This is a genomic window from Pseudomonas sp. McL0111 (assembly GCF_052567255.1).
On sequence record NZ_CP199585.1, the window covers coordinates 4,117,651 to 4,137,931 of the forward strand.

At 59.9% G+C, this 20,281-nt stretch carries 17 protein-coding genes; 7 read left to right on the top strand and 10 right to left on the bottom strand.

Translation table 11 applies throughout. The annotated features are described in order from the left end of the window. Positions 1 to 87: 87 nt before the first annotated feature. Positions 88 to 918 carry an alpha/beta fold hydrolase gene (locus ACTWLJ_RS18940; RefSeq protein ID WP_445177968.1) on the bottom strand — a complete coding sequence of 277 codons (831 nt, stop codon included), beginning with the start codon at positions 916 to 918 and terminating at the stop codon, positions 88 to 90. A gap of 257 nt (positions 919 to 1,175) precedes the next feature. On the opposite strand from ACTWLJ_RS18940, the gene ACTWLJ_RS18945 reads away from it, so the two are divergent. The 4 genes from ACTWLJ_RS18945 to ACTWLJ_RS18960 all read left to right on the top strand — a co-directional run bounded on the left by ACTWLJ_RS18945 (position 1,176) and on the right by ACTWLJ_RS18960 (position 5,434). After that, entirely contained in the window at positions 1,176 to 1,631 is a 456-nt protein-coding gene (locus tag ACTWLJ_RS18945; protein WP_007965305.1) for a (2Fe-2S)-binding protein, read from the top strand. A 20-nt stretch (positions 1,632 to 1,651) separates the two neighbouring features. Further along, complete coding sequence (locus tag ACTWLJ_RS18950) at positions 1,652 to 3,814, top strand: molybdopterin cofactor-binding domain-containing protein (protein WP_445177969.1); 2,163 nt, start codon at positions 1,652 to 1,654, stop codon at positions 3,812 to 3,814. 1 nt (position 3,815) lies between these two features. After that, on the top strand, positions 3,816 to 4,394 hold the full coding sequence (locus ACTWLJ_RS18955) for a hypothetical protein (protein ID WP_445177970.1): 579 nt from the start codon (positions 3,816 to 3,818) through the stop codon (positions 4,392 to 4,394). A gap of 74 nt (positions 4,395 to 4,468) precedes the next feature. Then, positions 4,469 to 5,434 carry a GGDEF domain-containing protein gene (locus ACTWLJ_RS18960; RefSeq protein ID WP_401208700.1) on the top strand — a complete coding sequence of 322 codons (966 nt, stop codon included), beginning with the start codon at positions 4,469 to 4,471 and terminating at the stop codon, positions 5,432 to 5,434. Between the two features lie 1,258 nt (positions 5,435 to 6,692). On the opposite strand, the gene fabI is transcribed toward ACTWLJ_RS18960, so the two are convergent. The 8 genes from fabI to gloB form a co-directional block, all read right to left on the bottom strand. After that, positions 6,693 to 7,487 (bottom strand): enoyl-ACP reductase FabI, encoded by a 795-nt coding sequence (gene fabI / locus ACTWLJ_RS18965; protein ID WP_445177971.1) that lies wholly within the window; start codon positions 7,485 to 7,487, stop codon positions 6,693 to 6,695. Positions 7,488 to 7,506: 19 nt separating this feature from the next. Next, on the bottom strand, positions 7,507 to 9,117 hold the full coding sequence (locus ACTWLJ_RS18970) for an ABC transporter ATP-binding protein (protein WP_445177972.1): 1,611 nt from the start codon (positions 9,115 to 9,117) through the stop codon (positions 7,507 to 7,509). A 1-nt stretch (position 9,118) separates the two neighbouring features. Beyond that, a complete protein-coding gene (locus tag ACTWLJ_RS18975; protein ID WP_445177973.1) occupies positions 9,119 to 10,138 on the bottom strand; it encodes an ABC transporter permease in 1,020 nt (339 codons plus the stop codon). A gap of 1 nt (position 10,139) precedes the next feature. Further along, the gene (locus tag ACTWLJ_RS18980; protein WP_401208711.1) at positions 10,140 to 11,213 is read right to left on the bottom strand and encodes a microcin C ABC transporter permease YejB; all 1,074 of its coding nucleotides are present in this window, start codon (positions 11,211 to 11,213) and stop codon (positions 10,140 to 10,142) included. A gap of 4 nt (positions 11,214 to 11,217) precedes the next feature. After that, positions 11,218 to 13,059 (bottom strand): extracellular solute-binding protein, encoded by a 1,842-nt coding sequence (locus ACTWLJ_RS18985; protein ID WP_401208713.1) that lies wholly within the window; start codon positions 13,057 to 13,059, stop codon positions 11,218 to 11,220. Then, entirely contained in the window at positions 13,056 to 14,888 is a 1,833-nt protein-coding gene (locus ACTWLJ_RS18990; RefSeq protein ID WP_445177974.1) for an extracellular solute-binding protein, read from the bottom strand. Before ACTWLJ_RS18990 ends, ACTWLJ_RS18985 begins: the two co-directional genes overlap by 4 nt. Positions 14,889 to 15,163: 275 nt before the next feature. Then, complete coding sequence (locus ACTWLJ_RS18995) at positions 15,164 to 16,633, bottom strand: LysM peptidoglycan-binding domain-containing protein (protein WP_445177975.1); 1,470 nt, start codon at positions 16,631 to 16,633, stop codon at positions 15,164 to 15,166. Between the two features lie 99 nt (positions 16,634 to 16,732). Continuing rightward, positions 16,733 to 17,500 carry a hydroxyacylglutathione hydrolase gene (gloB, locus tag ACTWLJ_RS19000; RefSeq protein ID WP_445177976.1) on the bottom strand — a complete coding sequence of 256 codons (768 nt, stop codon included), beginning with the start codon at positions 17,498 to 17,500 and terminating at the stop codon, positions 16,733 to 16,735. Between the two features lie 69 nt (positions 17,501 to 17,569). Between gloB and ACTWLJ_RS19005 the strand changes: the two genes are divergently transcribed. Beyond that, positions 17,570 to 18,328 (top strand): methyltransferase domain-containing protein, encoded by a 759-nt coding sequence (locus ACTWLJ_RS19005; RefSeq protein ID WP_401208724.1) that lies wholly within the window; start codon positions 17,570 to 17,572, stop codon positions 18,326 to 18,328. A gap of 93 nt (positions 18,329 to 18,421) precedes the next feature. Further along, positions 18,422 to 18,883 (top strand): ribonuclease HI, encoded by a 462-nt coding sequence (gene rnhA / locus ACTWLJ_RS19010; protein WP_401208727.1) that lies wholly within the window; start codon positions 18,422 to 18,424, stop codon positions 18,881 to 18,883. A 107-nt stretch (positions 18,884 to 18,990) separates the two neighbouring features. On the opposite strand, the gene ACTWLJ_RS19015 is transcribed toward rnhA, so the two are convergent. Continuing rightward, positions 18,991 to 19,296 (bottom strand): DUF2388 domain-containing protein, encoded by a 306-nt coding sequence (locus ACTWLJ_RS19015; protein WP_445177977.1) that lies wholly within the window; start codon positions 19,294 to 19,296, stop codon positions 18,991 to 18,993. Between the two features lie 188 nt (positions 19,297 to 19,484). Here ACTWLJ_RS19015 and dnaQ point away from each other — a divergent pair, with 188 nt between their 5' ends. Beyond that, positions 19,485 to 20,243, top strand: coding sequence for a DNA polymerase III subunit epsilon (dnaQ, locus tag ACTWLJ_RS19020; RefSeq protein ID WP_401208733.1), 759 nt, complete (start codon positions 19,485 to 19,487; stop codon positions 20,241 to 20,243). Positions 20,244 to 20,281 lie beyond the last annotated feature (38 nt).

The window sequence follows — 20,281 nt, forward strand, 5'->3', positions numbered from 1 at the left end:
GCCTGAATGTGTGTCGACTGAAACGACGCCATCGCGAGCAGGCTCACTCCCACAAGTGGTTGGTGGTGGGATTGGGCTGCTGGGTGTTCAGCCGCGAATAAACGCCAGCAAATCCGCGTTGATCGTCGGTGCCTCGGTCGTCGGCATCCCGTGCGGAAACCCCGGATACGACTTCAACGTGCCGTTCTGCAGCAGCTTCGCCGACAACGGCCCCGAGTTCGCGTAAGGCACAATCTGATCATCCTCACCGTGCATCACCAGCACCGGAATGCTGATGCGCTTCAAGTCTTCGGTGAAGTCAGTCTGCGAAAAAGCCACGATCCCGTCGTAATGCGCCTTGGCACTGCCAATCATGCCTTGGCGCCACCAATTGCCAATGTTCCCCTCCGAGGGCTTGGCTCCCGGCCGGTTGTAGCCATAAAACGGCCCGCTGGGTACATCGCGATAGAACTGCGCACGGTTGGCCGCAAGCTGTGCCTGCAAGTCATCGAACACCGATTTGGGCAGACCACCGGGGTTGCTCTCGGTCTTGACCATCAATGGCGGGACGGCGCTGATAATCGCCGCTTTCAATACGCGATCCTCACCATGCCGGGCGATGTAATGCACGACTTCGCCGCCCCCGGTCGAGTGCCCGACGTGCACGGCTTTCTTGATACCGAGATGTTCGACCACCGCCAGCACATCATCGGCGTAGTGATCCATGTCGTGACCGTCCCACACCTGGCTAGAACGTCCGTGACCCCGGCGATCATGCGCCACCACCCGAAAACCCTGCGCCAGAAAGAACAGCATCTGCGCATCCCAGTCGTCCGAACTGAGCGGCCAGCCATGGTGGAAGTGAATCACCGGGGCGCCTTTCGGTCCCCAGTCCTTGTAGAAGATTTCGACGCCATCTCTGGTTGTGACCAAACCCATGTTCGCTACTCCTGACCAATGTGGAGGGCGGCCCGCGATGCGTTCGCGGACCGGTTTCGCGCTGGCTCGTTTGCGAGCCGTTATCAACTGTAGGATTAAACGCGACATCCAGAGCGGCAATGCATGACCGGTGGTCGCAACATCAGGCTTTGCGCGCAAATTAGGCTTTGCTGAAAGGGATAAGCCGAGGCGCGCGTAGGCATTGATGGCCACAGCGACGCCCCTTCAGAACACCGTGAGTCTGAGGAAATCCCCCGATGCTGACCTTGAATATCAATGGCAAGGATCAGGAGCTCGATGTCCCGGCGGACATGCCGTTGCTCTGGGTCCTGCGCGATGTGGCGCACCTGACCGGTACCAAATTTGGCTGTGGCATGGCGCAGTGCGGTGCCTGCACCGTGCATGTCGATGGCGCACCGTTGCGCGCCTGTATCACCCCGGCCACGGCGGTGGCCCACGGGCAAAAAATCCTCACCATCGAAGGCTTGTCCACTGACGGTTCGCACCCGGTGCAGCAAGCCTGGGCCGAACTCGACGTAGTGCAGTGCGGTTATTGCCAGTCCGGGCAGATCATGTCCGCCGCTGCATTACTGGCGAAAATCCCCAAGCCCACCGACAGCGATATCGATCAGGCGCTGTCCGGCAATATCTGCCGCTGCGGCACCTACCCTAGAATCCGCGCGGCGGTCAAACGCGCCGCTGAAATCGGCTGAGCCCGCTCGGGAGGTATCTGATGAACAGTCCTGTATCGCGTCGCGGATTTCTCAAGGGCAGCGCCGTGTTGGGCGGCGGTCTGGTGGTGGCGTTCAACGTACCCGGTGCTCATCGTTTTGCCATGGCGGCGGAAAATGAAGGCAAGGTTTTTGCGCCTAATGCCTTCTTGCGGATTGCCGCTGACAACAGCGTCACCGTGCTGCTCGGCCATTCGGAAATGGGTCAGGGCATCTGGACCGGTTTGACCATGCTGATCGCTGAAGAGCTGGACGCCGACTGGTCGAAGATTCGCGTAGAACACTCGCCGGCTTCGGCGGCGGACTACGGCATGCCGGGGTTTGGCGGCATGCAGATTACCGGTGGTTCGACCTCGACCTGGATGGAGTTCGATCGCTATCGGTTGGCCGGTGGCACCGCGCGGCAGATGCTGGTTGAAGCAGCGGCCAAACGTTTCAATGTGCCGGTGTCGGCGATTCGCACCGAATCTGGCGTGGTGATCGCTGGCGACAACCGCGCCACTTACGGCGAACTGGCGGATGCCGCCGGACAACTGCCGGTGCCGGATCCGAAATCGATTGTCTTCAAGGAAGCCAAGGACTGGAAAGTCATCGGCAAACCGACCAAACGCCTTGATACGCCGGAGAAAATCACCGGTCGCGCCAAGTTCGGTATGGACGTGCAGTTTGAAGGCCTGATGACCGCGATGGTCGCCCGGCCTCCGGTGTTCGGCGCTACGGTCAAATCCTTTGAAGGTGCTGAAGCGCTTGCGGTTCCGGGCGTGCACAAAGTGGTGCAGGTGCCGTCCGGGGTCGCGGTAATCGCCGAGCATTACTGGGCGGCGAAGCTGGGTCGCGATGCATTGAAAGTCGATTGGGACTTGGGTGATCACGCTGATCTGAGCAGTGAAGGTTTGCTGGCGAGCTTTCGCAAACTGGCCGCAACACCGGGCACGTCAGCGGCTCAGGCGGGGGATGCGCCGGGCAGTTTCAGCAAAGCGGCGAAGAAGATTGATGTTGAGTACAGCGTGCCGTATCTGGCCCATGCTCCGATGGAACCGCTCAATTGCTCGGTGAAGATCAGCGCCGAGAAGTGCGAAATCTGGACTGGCACACAGTTCCAGACGCTCGATCAGATGGTCGCCGGCAAGATCACCGGGCTCAAACCGGAGCAGGTGCAGATACACACGGAATTCCTCGGTGGCGGTTTTGGTCGCAGGGCCAATCCGACGTCGGATTTTGTCGCCGAAGCGGTGCAAGTGGCGAAAGCGGCCGGCATGCCGGTAAAAACCGTGTGGTCGCGTGAAGACGATATCCGTGGCGGCTATTACCGTTCGATGTTCCTGCATCAGGCGCGCATTGGTTTGGGTGCCGATGGTTTACCTCTGGCCTGGCAACATGTGCTGGTCGGGCAATCGATCATGACCGGTACGCTGATGGAGGCGACCATGGTCAAGAACGGCATCGACCCGACCTCGGTCGAGGGCGTGGCCGACAGTCCTTACGTGAAAGGGCTGGCCAATCATCAGGTGGAACTGCATTCGCCGCAGACCGGGATCAACGTGTTGTGGCTGCGTTCGGTGGGGCATAGCCACACGGGGTTCGTCATGGAATCGCTGATCGATGAAATGGCTACAGCGGCGGGCAAGGACCCGGTGGAATATCGGCGAACGTTGCTCAAGGATCATCCGCGCCATCTCGGCGTGCTGAATCTGGCGGTAGAGAAGGCCAACTGGAAAGCGCCGCTGCCGGACGGACATGCGCTGGGTGTCGCGGTGCACGAATCATTCGGCAGTTACGTGGCACAGGTGGCTGAGGTGTCGCAGGACAATCTGCTGATTCGCGTGCATCGGGTGGTGTGTGCGGTGGACTGCGGGATTGCGGTCAATCCGCAGAGCATCGCCGCGCAGATGGAGTCGTGCATCACCTTCGGTCTGGGCATGGCGCTGCACAGCAAACTGACGATCAAGGACGGGATGGTCAGGCAGTCCAACTATCACGATTACCAGGTGCTGCGGCTCAATGAAATGCCGGTGGTCGAGGTGCACATCGTGCCCAGCACCGACAAGCCCGGCGGCATCGGCGAAGCGGGTGTGCCGCCAACCGCACCGGCAGTGGCCAACGCGGTGTTTGCCCTGACCGGGCAGCGCCTGCGCGAGCTGCCACTGCAACTGTCGGGGGTGTGAGATGAAACGACATCTGCTGTTGGGCACGGTTGTGCTGGTCGGCCTGGGCGTTTATGCCTCGGATCTGATTGCGGACGATCAGGAGGCGCTGAAAGCGTTCGGCACGGTGCAGAAAGTGTTCCAGAGTCCGCGCTGTCAGAACTGTCATATCGCCGGCGATTCGCCCTTGCAGTTCGACGCCGGCACGCCGCACGCGATGAACGTGGTGCGCGGAATGGACGGCAAGGGCGCCGCCGGTTTGCCTTGCGCGACCTGCCACGCGGAAAACAATCCGCCCGCCAGTTACGGCCCCCATGCGCCACCGGGTGCGCCGCACTGGAGCCTGCCGCCAGCGGCGCACAAAATGGCCTGGATTGGTCTGCCGCCTGACAAGCTCTGCGCGCTGATCAAGGATCGGTCGAGTAATGGCGACCGGGATTTCGCTGCGCTGATCAAACATGTCAGCGAGGACAAACTGGTGTTGTGGGGCTGGAATCCCGGGGCAGGGCGCTCGCCGGTACCGGTGCCGCACGATATTTTCGTCGAGCAGTTCAAGCTCTGGGCGGATGCCGGAGGGCCTTGTCCGGTGGCCGGGATCTGACCAGCGGAGGGCTTGAGGCGTAATGGAACGGGCGTGGTCTACTCTAAGGGGTAGACACCTCAATGGAGTGAACCATGCTGGCCCCTGAGAAACCTGTCAATGAACTGGCCCGCGTGAAAACCCTGCACGGGCTCAACGTCCTCGATACGGTCCCCGAAGAACGTTTCGACCGGCTGACACGGCTGGCACGCCGGGTATTTGGTGTGCCCATCGCATTGGTCAGTCTGGTGGATGCCGAGCGTCAGTGGTTCAAGTCATGCATGGGCCTCAGTGCCAGTGAAACCGGGCGTGATGTGTCGTTTTGCGGCCACGCGATCCTGGGTGACCAGATCCTGCACATCGGCGATGCGACGCTGGACGAGCGTTTTCATGACAATCCGCTGGTGATCGGCGATCCGCGGATTCGATTCTATGCCGGCTGCCCGCTCAAGGTCAGCGATGGCAGCAAGCTCGGCACGCTGTGCCTGATTGACACCAAACCGCGACACCTCGACGACGAAGAGCGCGAATTGCTGCGTGATCTGGCGCGCATGGCCGAGCAGGAATTGATGGCGGTGCAGATGGCGAGCATGGACGAGCTGACGCTGCTGTCCAATCGCCGTGGCTTCAAGGCACTTGCGCAACACGGGCTGGACGCCTGTGCGCGCCTGGAAAAACCGGCGACTCTGCTGTTTTTCGACCTCAATGATTTCAAACAGATCAACGATCTTTATGGGCATGCCGAGGGTGACAGCGCGCTGAAAACCTTCGCTGACGTGTTGCGCATTGCGTTTCGCGAGAGCGATGTGATCGGTCGATTGGGGGGTGATGAGTTTGTCGCGTTGCTGACCGGCTCAAGCCATGTGGAAACCACGGTGATCATGGCGCGGCTCAAGGAAATCCTCGATGAGCGCAATGCCACATTGGCTCGCGGCTATGACATTCGCTTCAGTGTCGGCCAAATCGAATACGACGCGCAGCGCCACGACACGGTTGACCGGCTGCTGGCGGACGCGGACGGCGCGATGTACGCGCACAAACAGGCGCTGAAACGACGCTGAAAGGGCTTGCCGCAAAAAACTGTGAGAGCTGGTTTGCCAGCGATAGCGGTGTGTCAGTCAGCAAATATTCTGAATGTACCGACGCCATCGCGGGCAAGCCCGGCTCCCACAGGTTTTGTGGTGTGAGCACAGCACCCAGCTTCGCCCCGGACATTGTAGGAGTGAGCTTGCTCGCGAAAGCGGTGGGTCAGTCAACAGATATTCTGAATGTACCGCCGCCATCGCGGGCAAGCCCGGCTCCCACAGGTTTTGTGTTGTAAGCACAGCATCCAGCAACGCCCCGGGCATTGTGGGAGCTGGCTTGCCAGCGATGGCGGTGTGTCAGTCAGCTGAGATTTTGAATGTGCCACCGCCATCGCGGGCAAGCCCGGCTCCCACAGGTTTTGTGGTGTGAGCACAGCATCCAGCAACGCCCCGGACATTGTGGGAGCTGGCTTGCCAGCGATGGCGGTGTGTCAGTCAGCTGAGATTTTGAATGTGCCACCGCCATCGCGGGCAAGCCCGGCTCCCACAGGTTTTGTGGTGTGAGCACAGCATTCAGCAACGCCCCGGACATTGTGGGAGCTGGCTTGCCAGCGATGGCGGTGTGTCAGTCAGCTGAGATTTTGAATGTGCCACCGCCATCGCGGGCAAGCCCGGCTCCCACAGGTTTCGTGGTATGAACACAGCATCCAGCAACGCCCCGGACATTGTGGGAGCTGGCTTGCCAGCGATGGCGGTGTGTCAGTCAGCTGAGATTTTGAATGTGCCACCGCCATCGCGGGCAAGCCCGGCTCCCACAGGTTTTGTGGTGTGAGCACAGCATCCAGCAACGCCCCGGACATTGTGGGAGCTGGCTTGCCAGCGATGGCGGTGTGTCAGTCAGCTGAGATTTTGAATGTGCCACCGCCATCGCGGGCAAGCCCGGCTCCCACAGGTTTTGTGGTGTGAGCACAGCATCCAGCAACGCCCCGGACATTGTGGGAGCTGGCTTGCCAGCGATGGCGGTGTGTCAGTCAGCTGAGATTTTGAATGTGCCACCGCCATCGCGGGCAAGCCCGGCTCCCACAGGTTTTGCGGTGTAAACACAGCATTCAGCTCCGGCCCGGATACTGTAGGAGTGAGCTTGCTCGCGAAAGCGGTGTGTCAGGCAACAAATATTCTGAATGTACCGACGCCATCGCGAGCAAGCCCGGCTCCCACAGTTTGGATGGTGTTGCAGGAATCGCAGGCATAAAAAACCCGCCAGACCGGCGGGTTTTTTGTGGCTGACCGAAGATTACTCTTCGATGTTGCCCATGGCGGTGGTGTTGAAGCCGCCGTCGACGTACATGATTTCACCGCTGATGCCCGACGCCAGGTCGGAGCACAGGAAGGCGCCGGCGTTGCCGACTTCGTCGATGGTGACGTTGCGACGCAGTGGGGTTTGCGCTTCGTTGGCGGCCAGCATTTTGCGGAAGTTCTTGATGCCCGAAGCTGCCAGGGTGCGGATCGGGCCAGCCGATACGCAGTTGACGCGGGTGCCGTCCGGGCCCAGGGAGCCGGCCAGGTAACGTACGCCAGCTTCCAGCGAAGCCTTGGCCATGCCCATTACGTTGTAATTCGGCATGGTGCGCTCGGCGCCCAGGTACGACAGGGTCAGCAGGCTGCCGTTGCGGCCTTTCATCATTTCGCGGCCGGCCTTGGCCAGAGCCACGAAGCTGTAGGCGCTGATGTCGTGAGCGATGCGGAAACCGTCACGGGTGGTGGCTTCGGTGAAGTCGCCGTCCAGTTGGTCGCCCGGGGCGAAGCCAACGGAGTGCACGATGCAGTCCAGGCCGTCCCACTTCTTGCTCAGTGCTTCGAAGACCTTGGCGATTTCATCATCGCTGGCCACGTCGCACGGGAAGCACAGCTCAGGGCTCGAACCCCAGCCTTGGGCGAACTCTTCAACACGACCTTTCAGCTTGTCGTTCTGATAAGTGAAGGCAAGCTCAGCGCCCTCGCGATGCATGGCGGCAGCGATGCCGGATGCGATGGACAGCTTGCTGGCGACACCGACGATCAGTACGCGCTTACCGGCGAGAAAACCCATGTGTTGCTCCTCTTTCAGGTTATTGCGCAGTGGCTGGTGCCAGAAAAGCGGCTTCCAGCAACTGCTGTGTATACGGATGTTTAGGGGCGGCAAAGATTTCTTGCGCGTCTCCCTGTTCGACCACTTGGCCATGCTTGACCACCATCAACTGGTGGCTTAGCGCTTTGACGACAGCCAGGTCATGGCTGATGAACAAATACGTCAGGTTGTACTTGGCTTGCAGTGAACGCAACAGCTCCACCACTTGCCGCTGCACCGTCCGGTCGAGCGCCGAAGTCGGCTCGTCCAGCAGGATCAGCGCCGGTTTGAGCACCAAAGCCCGGGCAATGGCGATACGCTGCCGTTGCCCACCGGAAAATTCGTGGGGGTAGCGGTGCCGGGTTTCCGGGTCCAGACCTACCTCCTTCAATGCCGCAATAATCGCCGCTTCCTGTTCAGTCGCGGTGCCCATCTTGTGAATCCGCAGGCCTTCGCCAACGATGTCGCTGACGCACATCCGTGGGCTCAGGCTGCCAAACGGGTCCTGAAACACCACCTGCATCTCCCGACGCAACGGGCGAACTTCGTTCTGCGTCAGGCAGTCTAGCTGCTTGCCTTCAAAACGGATCGCGCCTTTGCTGCCGATCAGCCGCAAAATCGCCAGACCCAGCGTGGATTTGCCGGAACCGCTTTCCCCCACGATCCCCAGAGTCTGACCCTGAGGCAGGCTGAAATTGATGCCGTCCACTGCCTTGACGTGATCCACCGTGCGTTTGAGCAGGCCTTTCTTGATCGGGAACCAGACTTTCAAGTCCTCGACCTCAAGCAACGGCGGCCCGATTTTATTGGTCGCCGGGCCTCCGCTGGGCTCCGCGCCGAGCAATTCCCGAGTGTACGGATGCTGCGGCGAACGGAACAGCTCTTCGCACGATGCCTGTTCGACGATGCAACCGCGCTGCATGACACATACGCGGTGCGCAATTCTTCGCACAAGGTTCAAATCGTGACTGATCAGTAACAACGACATGCCCAACCGGGCCTGCAATTCCTTGAGCAGATCGAGGATTTTCAGCTGAACGGTCACGTCCAGCGCGGTGGTCGGTTCGTCGGCAATCAGCAATTCCGGTTCGTTGGCCAGGGCCATGGCGATCATCACCCGCTGGCGTTGGCCACCGGACAATTCATGGGGCAGCGCCTTGAGGCGCTTGTGCGGCTCGGGAATGCCGACCATCTCCAGCAGTTCCAGCGTGCGTTTGGTCGCGACTTTGCCGGTCAGGCCCTTGTGGATGCCCAGCACCTCGTTGATCTGCTTCTCGATCGAGTGCAGCGGGTTGAGCGAGGTCATCGGCTCTTGAAAGATCATCGCGATGCGGTTGCCACGGATGTGGCGAATGGTTTTCTCGCTGAGCCCCAGCAGGTTCTGCCCGGAATACATGATGTTGCCGGCCGGATGCCGGGCCAGCGGGTAGGGCAGCAAGCGCAGGATCGAGTGCGCCGTCACCGATTTGCCTGAGCCGCTTTCGCCGACCAGCGCCAGCGTCTCGCCGCGCTTGATGTCGAAGCTCACGCCTTCAACGACCCGGTGCAGACGCTCGCCGAAACCGAATTCGACGGCGAGGTCGCGCACTTCGATCAGATTGTCCTGATTCATTTCACTTCCTCGGGTCGAAGGCATCGCGAGCGGACTCGCCGATAAACACCAGCAAACTCAACATCAGCGCCAACACGGCGAAGGCACTCATGCCCAGCCACGGCGCTTGCAGGTTGGATTTGCCCTGCGCCACCAGTTCACCCAGCGACGGACTGCCGGCTGGCAAGCCGAAGCCGAGGAAGTCCAAAGCGGTGAGGGTGCCGATAGCGCCAGTGAGGATGAACGGCATAAAGGTCATGGTCGAGACCATGGCGTTGGGCAGGATGTGGCGGAACATGATTGCGCCATTCTGCATGCCCAGCGCCCGCGCCGCGCGCACGTATTCAAGGTTGCGTCCACGGAGGAACTCGGCGCGCACCACGTCGACCAGACTCATCCACGAGAACAGCAGCATGATCCCCAGCAGCCACCAGAAATTCGGCTGGACGAAGCTGGCGAGAATGATCAGCAGGTACAACACCGGCAAGCCCGACCAGATCTCCAGAAAACGCTGGCCGGCCAGATCGACCCAGCCGCCATAGAAACCCTGAAGTGCGCCGGCGATCACGCCGATGATCGAGCTGGCCACGGTGAGTGTCAGCGCAAACAGCACCGAAATCCGGAAACCGTAAATCACCCGCGCCAGCACATCACGGCCCTGGTCGTCGGTGCCCAGCAGATTGTCCGCCGAGGGCGGGGCAGGGGCCGGGACTTTCAGGTCGTAGTTGATGCTTTGATAGTTGTAGGGAATCGGCGCCCACAGCACCCACGCATTCTTGGCTTCCAGCAGTTTGCGGATGTACGGACTCTTGTAGTTGGCCTCCAGCGGGAATTCACCGCCGAAGGTGGTTTCCGGGTAGCGCTTGATTGCCGGGAAATACCAACTGTTGTCGTAATGCACCACCAGCGGCTTGTCGTTGGCGATCAGTTCGGCGCCGAGGCTCAGGCCGAACAGGATCAGAAACAGCCACAGCGACCACCAGCCGCGCTTGTTGGCCTTGAACAGTTCGAAACGTCGTCGATTGAGCGGGGACAGGTTCATCTCAATGCTCCCGGCTTTCGAAGTCGATACGCGGATCGACCAGGGTGTAGGTGAGGTCGCCGATCAGTTTCACCACCAGCCCCAGCAGGGTAAAGATGAACAGGGTGCCGAACACCACCGGGTAATCGCGGTTGATCGCCGCTTCGAAACTCATCAGGCCGAGACCGTCGAGGGAGAAAATCACCTCGACCAGCAGTGAGCCGGTAAAGAAAATCCCGATGAATGCCGACGGGAACCCGGCAATCACCAACAGCATCGCGTTGCGGAACACATGGCCGTAAAGCACGCGATGCCGGGTCAGGCCCTTGGCCTTGGCGGTGACTACGTACTGTTTGTTGATTTCGTCGAGGAAGCTGTTTTTGGTCAGCAGGGTCATGGTCGCGAAGTTGCCGATCACTAGTGCGGTCACCGGCAGCGCCAGGTGCCAGAAGTAATCGAGGATCTTGCCGCCAAAACTCAGCTCATCGAAGTTGTTCGACGTCAGCCCGCGCAAGGGAAACCAGTCCAGATAACTGCCGCCGGCAAACACCACGATCAACAGAATTGCAAAGAGGAACGCCGGAATCGCATAGCCGACGATGATCGCCGAACTGGTCCAGACGTCGAAGTGACTGCCATGTCGCGTCGCCTTGGCGATCCCCAGCGGGATCGACACCAGGTACATGATCAGCGTGCTCCACAGCCCGAGGGAGATCGATACCGGCATCTTTTCCTTGATCAGGTCGATGACTTTGGCGTCGCGGAAGAAGCTGTCGCCGAAGTCCAGCGTGGCGTAGTTCTTGACCATGATCCACAGACGTTCCGGGGCCGACTTGTCGAACCCGTACATGTGCTCGATTTCCTTGATCAGCGCCGGGTCCAGACCTTGCGCACCCCGATAGGCGGAACCGGCCACCGACACTTCGGCACCGCCGCCGGCAATGCGGCTGGTGGCGCCTTCGAAGCCTTCGAGCTTGGCGATCATCTGTTCCACCGGCCCGCCGGGCGCGGCCTGAATGATCACGAAGTTGATCAGCAAAATGCCGAACAGGGTCGGGATGATCAGCAACAGTCGCCGAAAAATGTACGCCAGCATCTGATTACTCCGTTCCCGCAGGGTCGGCTTGCAGTTTGGTTTCGACTTCTATCGCCGGCTTCGCATCTGGTTTGATCCACCAGGTGTTAATGCCGATGTCGTACTTGGGGGAGACTTTCGGGTGACCGATGTGGTTCCAGTAAGCCACGCGCCAGGTTTTGATGTGCCAGTTGGGGATCACGTAATAACCCCATTGCAGCACGCGGTCGAGTGCGCGGGCATGGGCCACCAGACTCTTGCGCGAATCGGCGTTGATCAGGTTTTCCACCAGTTGATCGACGATCGGATCTTTCAGACCCATGGAGTTGCGGCTGCTGGCCTTGTCGGCGGCGGCGCTCATCCAGAACTCACGTTGCTCGTTACCCGGCGAGTTGGACTGCGGGAAGCTGCCGACGATCATGTCGAAGTCCCGCGAACGCACGCGGTTGATGTACTGCGAAACGTCTACGCGGCGAATCACCAGATCGATGCCGAGGTCAGCCAGATTGCGCTTGAACGGCAGCAGCACGCGTTCGAATTCGGTCTGCGCCAGCAGAAACTCGATGACCACCGGTTTGCCGGTGGTATCGACCATTTTGTCATCGACGATCTTCCAGCCGGCCTCTTGCAGCAGTTGATAAGCCTCGCGCTGCTGGGTGCGGATCATGCCGCTGGCGTCGGTCTTCTGATTGTCGAACGCTTCGCTGAAAACCTGCGCCGGCAGTTTGCTGCGGAACGGGTCGAGGATCGCCAGTTGATCGGCGTCGGGCAGGCCAGTGGCGGCCATTTCCGAGTTCTCGAAATAACTGCGGGTGCGCACGTAAGCGCCGTTGAACAGTTGCTTGTTGGTCCATTCGAAATCGAACAGCAGGCCCAACGCCTGACGCACCCGCACGTCCTGGAACACCGGGCGGCGCAGATTGAAGACGAAGCCCTGCATGCCGGTCGGGTTGCTGTTGGGGATCAATTCCTTAATCAGTCGACCTTCGGTAACCGCCGGGACGTTGTAGGCGTTGGCCCAGTTCTTCGCGGTCATTTCCAGCCAGTAGTCGAACTGCCCGGCCTTCAGCGCTTCGAGGGCGACGGTGTTGTCACGGTAGTAGTCGGTAGTCATCACGTCGAAGTTGTTGAAACCACGGTTGACCGGCAGGTCTTTGCCCCAGTAATCCTTGACGCGCTCGTAGCGCACCGAACGCCCGGCCTTCACCTGAGTGACTTTGTAGGGGCCGCTGCCCAGCGGAATTTCCAGGTTGCCTTTGGTGAAGTCGCGATCAGCCCACCAGTGTTTTGGCAGCACCGGCAACTGGCCGAGGATCAGCGGCAGCTCGCGATTGTTGTTGTGTTTGAACTTGAACAGCACGGTGAGCGGGTCTTCGGCGATGGCTTCGTCGACGTCGCTGTAGTAGCCGCGATACAGCGGCGAGCCTTCCTTGGTCAGGGTCTGGAAGCTGAACACCACGTCTTCGGCGCGCACCGGGTGACCGTCATTGAAACGTGCTTCCGGGCGCAGATAGAAACGCACCCACGAGTTGTCCGGGGCTTTTTCGATTTTGCCGGCAATCAGGCCATATTCGGTGAAGGGTTCATCGAGGCCGTGTTTGGTCAGGGTGTCGTAGATCTGCCCGACGTCGTCCGCCGGCACGCCTTTGCTGATGAACGGGTTGAGGCTGTCGAAGCCGCCGAACCCGGCCTGACGGAACACTCCGCCCTTCGGTGCATCGGGGTTCACGTAATCGAAATATTTGAAATTGGCCGGGTACTTCGGCGGCTCGTTGTACAGGGTCACGGCGTGTTGCGGGGCGGCAAAGGCCAGCCCGGCGAACATCAGACCGCTGGCCTGCACGAGCAGGGCGCGGATGGCTTTCATTGACCTTTCTCCGAAGATTTCAGCCACCACGCGCTCAGGCCCAGGGTGTAGGGCGGCGTGCTGACGAAGGCGAACCGGTTGCGGTAAGCCAGACGGTGATAATTGAGGTACCAGTTGGGAATGCTGTAGTGCTGCCACAGCAACACCCGGTCCAGCGCTTTGCCGGCGGCGACTTGTTCATCGCGGTTTTTCGCGGCGAGCAGTTGTTCGAGCAGGTGATCGACCACCGGATTGGCGATGCCCGCGTAATTCTTGCTGCCCTTGACCCCGACCTGACTGGAGTGGAAGTACTGCCATTGTTCCAGTCCGGGGCTGAGGCTCTGGTTGAGCGTCATCAGGATCATGTCGAAATCGAACTGGTCCAGACGTTGTTTGTACTGCGCGCGATCCACCGTGCGCAGCCGTGCGTCGATGCCGATGCTGTTGAGGCTTTCGATGTAGGGCTGGAGGATGCGTTCCAGATTCGGATTGACCAGCAGCAGCTCAAAGCTCAGCGGCTGGCCAGCGGCGTTTTGCAGGCGCTGACCATTGAGCTTCCAGCCTGCCTCGGCGAGCAGCGCCAGCGCCTTGCGCATGGTTTCCCGGGGGATGCCGCGTCCGTCAGTCTGCGGCAAGGTGAACGGCTCGGTGAACAGCCTGGCCGGGAGTTGATCCTTGTATGGTTTGAGCATCAGCCATTCATGCCCGACCGGCAGGCCGCTGGCGGAGAATTCGCTGTTGGGGTAGTAACTGGTCGTGCGTTTGTAGGCGTCGCTGAACAGCGCGCGGTTAGTCCACTCGAAGTCGAACATCAGGCCCATGGCTTCGCGCACTTTCACGTCGGCAAACGCCGGTCGCCGGGTGTTCATGAACAGCCCTTGGCTCTGGGTCGGGATCTGGTGCTGGATCTGCGCCTTGATCACGTCGCCACGGCGCACTGCCGGAAAGTTGTAGCCGTTGGCCCAGTTCTTCGCCTGATGCTCGATGTAGATATCGAATTCGCCGGCCTTGAATGCTTCGAAAGCCACGTCGCTGTCGCGGTAGAACTCGACTTCCATGCGATCGAAATTGTATTTGCCGCGATTGACCGGCAGGTCCTTGCCCCAATAGTCCTTGTCGCGTTCGAAGATCAACTGGCGTCCCGGCGTAACCGAGGTGATGCGGTACGGCCCGCTGCCCAGCGGCGGCTCGAAGGTGGTCGCCTTGAAGTCGCGGCCCTTCCAGTAATGCTGCGGCAGCACCGGCAACTCACCCAGGCGCAGGATCAGCAGCGGGTTACCGGAGCGTTTCATCACGAAACGAATGCGCTGCGGATTGAGGATATCGACTCGCGACACTTCCTGAAGGGCGGTGCGGTATAGCGGATGACCTTCCTTGAGCAGCAAACGATAGGAGAACGCCACGTCATAGGCGGTGATCGGCGTGCCGTCGTGGAAGCGTGCCTGCGGGCGCAGATTGAATACCACCCAGCTGCGATCTTCGCTGTATTCCACCGACTGAGCGATCAGGCCATAACTGGAGGCTGGTTCATCACCGGACGGCGAATACTGACCGGTGCCGACCATTAGCGGCTCGTTCAGCTCGTTGATGCCGTATTGCAGGAAATTCGGCGTGGTAACCGGGCTGGTGCCCTTGAAAGTGTACGGATTGAGCGTATCGAAGGTGCCAAACGCCATCACCCGCAACGTACCGCCCTTGGGCGCTTGCGGGTTGACCCAGTCGAAGTGGGTAAAACTGGCCGGATACTTGAGCGTGCCGAACTGCGCATAACCGTGGCTTTCGGTGATTGTCGCGCTTGCGGGTGAGCTCAAGGCCAGGCTGATCAGGAACAGGAGGAGGGGACGCTTCAAGTCAGATCCGATCCAGGCGGCTTGGGCTTTGTGGGCCGTACAGTAACAGCTTGTCTGGACAGGAAAAAGACAGGGGGTTAATGCGGGGTTAATCAGCGCGCAATGCTTGCCTGCTTTGCTCCGTGGCGAGGGGATTTATCCCCGATGGACTGCGCAGCGGTCCCCTTGGTTTTGAAGAACACAAAGGGACGCTTCGCGTCCCAACGGGGATAAATCCCCTCGCCACAGGAATTAGCCAGCCGAAAAAAAGCCCCTGAAATTCAGGGGCTCTTTCATCAATGCGGCTGATAAACCGTGAGCATCTGGCCAGGCTTCAGCGCTTTACTGGTGCCCGGGTTCCAGCGCTTGAGATGTTGCATCTCGACGTTGAAACGTTTGGCAACCATGTACAGCGAATCGCCTTGCTTGACCTTGTACTGGGTCTGCTGCTTCTTGCTTTCGACCTTGCCGCCAGCCTTGCTGTTGGATGCAACCACGGTGTTGATGCGGCCGTTGGATTTGCTTGCAGGGCTGCGTTTGGTGGTGTCGCGCATCACCAGGGTCTGACCGACCTTGAGGTTTTTGCCGGTCATCTTGTTCCAGCGCTGCAGATCCTTCACTTCGACCTTGTTGGCCTTGGCGATGGAACCGAGGTTGTCTCCGCGTTTCACCCGGTAAGCACGTTTGAGCTGCGCCACTTCGCTTGGGTCTGCACCTTCGAACACCGGTTTCAGCGAGCGCGGGCTGATCAGCTCTTCAGGACGCATGGTCTGCAGGCTGGCGGTCAGCAATTGCGCCTTGGACGTCGGCACCAGCAGATGCTGAGGGCCGTCGATGGTGGTGCGCTGCTTGAAGGCCGGGTTGAGCTGGAACAGCTCGTCTTCGTCGATGTTGGCCACCGCAGCAACCTTCGACAGGTCCATGCGCTGGTTGATCTCGACAACCTGGAAATACGGTTCGTTGGCAATCGGGTTGAGGTTGACGCCGTAAGCTTCAGGCGACAACACCACTTGTGACAGGGCCAGCAGCTTCGGCACGTAGGCCTGGGTTTCCGCCGGCAATGGCAGGTTCCAGTAATCCGTTGGCAAACCGAGTTTTTCGTTACGTTCGATGGCGCGGCTGACGGTGCCTTCACCGGCGTTATACGCCGCCAGGGCCAGCAGCCAGTCGCCGTTGAACATGTCGTGCAGGCGGGTCAGGTAATCCATCGCGGCGGTGGTCGAGGCGGTGATGTCGCGACGGCCATCATAGAAACGGGTCTGACGCAGGTTGAAGTAGCGTCCGGTGGAAGGAATGAATTGCCACAAGCCCACTGCATCGGCCCGGGAATAGGCCATTGGGTTGTAGGCGCTTTCAATCACTGGCAGCAGGGCCAGTTCCAGCGGCATGTTGCGCTCTTCGAGACGCTCGACGATGTAATGGATATAGAGGCTGCCACGTTCGCCGGCATTCTCGAGAAAGGAAGGATTGCTGGCGAACCACAGTCGCTGCTGCTCAATGCGCGGGTTGACACCCAGGCCGTCCTGAAGCTGGAAGCCCTGACGCATGCGTTCCCAGACATCCTGAGGTGCCTGCGGGCTCGCTTTTTCAGTCAGCCAGATCGGTTTCTGCTTGGCTCGTGCAGCGATGTTCGGCGTATGGCTCGCCTCAGGCTGCGGAGCATGGCTGGAACAGCCCGCCAGCGTGGCGGACACAGCCACCGCGATGGCTTGCGCCAGGCGGGTCAACGTGTCTGAATTGACGGACTTACGTATGGATGACGACATTGGCTGGAAGTAAGTTCCGGGCAAAAATGTCGGGCGATTCTAGAAAGCGTACCCCCATAGGTCAACCATTCAGAATTTTTGTACCAAGTGGTGACCGTGTTAGAACTTATCTTTCCATGCCCGCAGAGCCGCAAAAACCTCGCTCGGCGCCCGGTTTTGAGCGCCATTCCGTTCGTCCACTTTTTGTGTAACTAATGTTTCACCGGTGCGTAAAAACGGATTTGTGAGCTTTTCCAGGGCCAGGGTCGAGGGCAGCGTCATGACGCCTTTTTCCCGTTGCTGGGTGACTTTTTCCAGACGGGCGGCAATGTCGGCGTTACCCGGTTCTACCGCCACGGCGAATTTCAGGTTGCTCAACGTGTATTCATGCGTGCAGTAGACCAGCGTATCCTCGGGTAAAGCGGCGAGGCGGCTGAGCGATTCGTGCATCTGTTGCGGCGTGCCTTCGAACAGTCGACCGCAACCGGCGGCAAACAGGGTATCGCCGCAGAACAGCAAGCCGTGATGGTAGTAGGCGATGTGGCCCAGGGTGTGGCCGGGAACGGCATAGACGTCGAAGTCCCAGCCGAGCACGTTGACCTTGTCGTTGTCCTTGAGCGCCACGTCGCGCCCCGGGATGTTTTCGCTGGCCGGGCCATAGACCTTGGCCCGGGTCAGGCTTTTCAACGTTTCAACACCACCGACGTGGTCATGATGGTGGTGGGTGATCAGGATATCGCTCAGCGTCCACTCGGGATGCGCATCGAGCCAGGCCTGCACGGGCGCGGCATCGCCCGGATCGACTACGGCGCAGCGTTGAGTGCGGTGATCCTGTAACAACCAGATGTAGTTGTCGGTGAACGCGGGCAGGGCACTGATCTGTATCATCTTCGGATTCGCCAAGCGGAAAACATTGGCGCATCTTAGAGGTTCCTGAGGCTTTGGAGAATGCATGCGATGACTGATAAAGCGTTCGCTCAGGCCGACCCCGACTGGCTGGCGTTGATCAGTGCTGCCCGGGAATGGCTGTCCGGGCCCATCGGACAATTTTTGCTGGACGAAGAACGGCGTATGCTCGAAGACGAGTTGGGCCGGTTCTTTGGCGGCTATCTGGTGCATTACGGCCCGTCGGCGCAGACCCCGCCGTCAGCGCCGCAGGTGCAGCGTAATGTGCGCCTCGGTGCACCATTGCCGGGTGTCGAGATCGTCTGTGAAGAACAGGCCTGGCCGTTGAGCGAGCATGCCGCCGATGTGGTGGTGTTGCAGCATGGTCTGGATTTCTGCCTGTCGCCCCATGGCTTGCTGCGTGAAGCAGCGAGCAGTGTGCGGCCGGGCGGGCATCTGCTGATCGTCGGCATCAATCCGTGGAGCACTTGGGGTTTACGTCATGTATTCACCCATGACGCCATGCGTCAGGCCCGTTGTATCTCGCCGTCACGAGTCGCCGACTGGCTCAATCTGCTGGGGTTCGCGCTGGAGAAACGCCGCTTCGGATGCTATCGTCCGCCGCTCGCGTCGCCCAAGTGGCAGGCCCGTCTGGCCGGCTGGGAACGCAAGGCCGGTGACTGGCAGCTGTCGGGCGGAGGCTTCTATTTATTGGTGGCGCGCAAGATTGTGGTCGGGCTGCGCCCCGTGCGTCAGGAGCGCCGCGAGCCGATGGGCAAGCTGATTCCGCTGCCGATGGCCAAGGTCAACCGACGCCGCATCGAACCGTAAACCTTCATTTTCTGTGTGGCCGGGTGTGTCCCGGCCCGGGCCATCGTCGATCCGTGATCGGCGGGGCCGTGCATTTTTTCTGGATTGACTGGCATGACTGATAGCGTCGATAGCGTAGAACTGTTCACTGACGGCGCCTGCAAAGGTAATCCCGGCCCGGGCGGCTGGGGCGCGTTGCTGGTGTGCAAGGGCACCGAAAAGGAATTGTGGGGCGGCGAAGCCAATACCACCAACAACCGCATGGAACTGCTCGGCGCCATCCGTGGCCTCGAAGCCCTCAAGCGGCCTTGCGAAGTGCTGCTGGTGACTGACTCGCAATACGTGATGAAAGGCATCAACGAGTGGATGGTCAACTGGAAGAAACGCGGCTGGAAGACTGCCGCGAAAGAGCCGGTGAAAAACGCTGATCTTTGGAAAGAACTGGACGAACAGGTCAACCGCCACAAGGTCACGTGGAAGTGGGTGCGCGGGCACATTGGACATCATGGTAACGAGCGGGCTGACCAGCTCGCCAACCGTGGCGTCGACGAAATCCGTGGCTACAAGCAGGACTGATTCCTCTCATTTACGGCGGTGCGGCCTTCGCGAGCAAGCTCGCTCCCACATTTGGAATGCAGTTCCCTGTGGGAGCGAGCTTGCTCGCGAAGAACGATAACGCGGTCCTACAAGATCAAAATCGCTTCAGCCAATTGCTGATCGCTGAAAGCAGAGTCCTTCAATACCTCGCGAATCCGCACCAGCGCCGCCTCCATCCGCACCCCGCGAATCTCCCCGTGACTGGCCACAAACGCCGCCGCATCATCCTTCGCGGCCAGCACGATCTTGTCGTCCTTGAATGAACCACTGGTGCCTTTGCTGGAACTGAGCGTCAGGCTCATGGTGATGTCGGTACTCATGACAAAACTGGTGGCGCCGGCTTCGGTGGTCAGCAAGCAGGCGCCAATCAATAAAATGTGTGCAGTCTTCATGACGCGTTTTTATCCGTGAGAAACAAGCCGCGCACGCTAACAAGTGGCTTCCCGCCAGACTTTATGAAGATTGCTAATGATTGTTAAAAACTGCAGGAGTGCCGATCAAGCACCGATGGGCGACTCGCGCCATGAGCGTGTTAATATCGCCGCTTTTGCACGATTGACCCGTTGAGAGCTGAGCACTGATGGCCACCAGATCCGTTGTACTCGATACCGAAACCACCGGCATGCCGGTGACCGACGGCCACCGGATTGTCGAAATCGGTTGTGTCGAGCTGATCGGTCGGCGCCTGACGGGCCGGCATTTTCACGTTTACCTGCAACCGGATCGCGAGAGTGATGAAGGCGCCATCGGCGTCCACGGCATCACCAACGAATTCCTGGTCGGCAAGCCGCGTTTCAATGAAGTCGCCGACGAGTTCTTTGAGTTCATCAAAGGCGCGCAGCTGATCATCCATAACGCGGCGTTCGACGTTGGCTTCATCAACAACGAATTCGCCTTGATAGGCCAGCGTGATCGCGCCGACATCACGCAGCATTGCTCGATCCTCGACACCCTGATGATGGCCCGGGAACGTCACCCGGGCCAGCGCAACAGCCTCGATGCGTTGTGCAAACGTTATGGCGTCGACAACTCCGGCCGTGAACTGCACGGCGCATTGCTCGACTCGGAGATTCTCGCCGACGTCTACCTGACCATGACCGGTGGCCAGACCAGTCTGTCGCTGGCCGGTAACGCTTCCGACGGTAATGGCTCGGGTGATGGCTCAGATAATTCGGCCACGGAAATCCGTCGTCTGCCGGCTGATCGTGTGCCGGCGCGGATCATTCGGGCGACCGAGGAAGAGCTGGCAGCGCATCAGGTACGTCTGGAAATCATCGCCAAGTCGGCCGGCGCCCCGGCGTTGTGGACGCAGTTGCTCGAAGCCGAAGCTCAGGCGTAAGAAATATTTTGTGGCGAGGGAGCTTGCTCCCGCTCGGC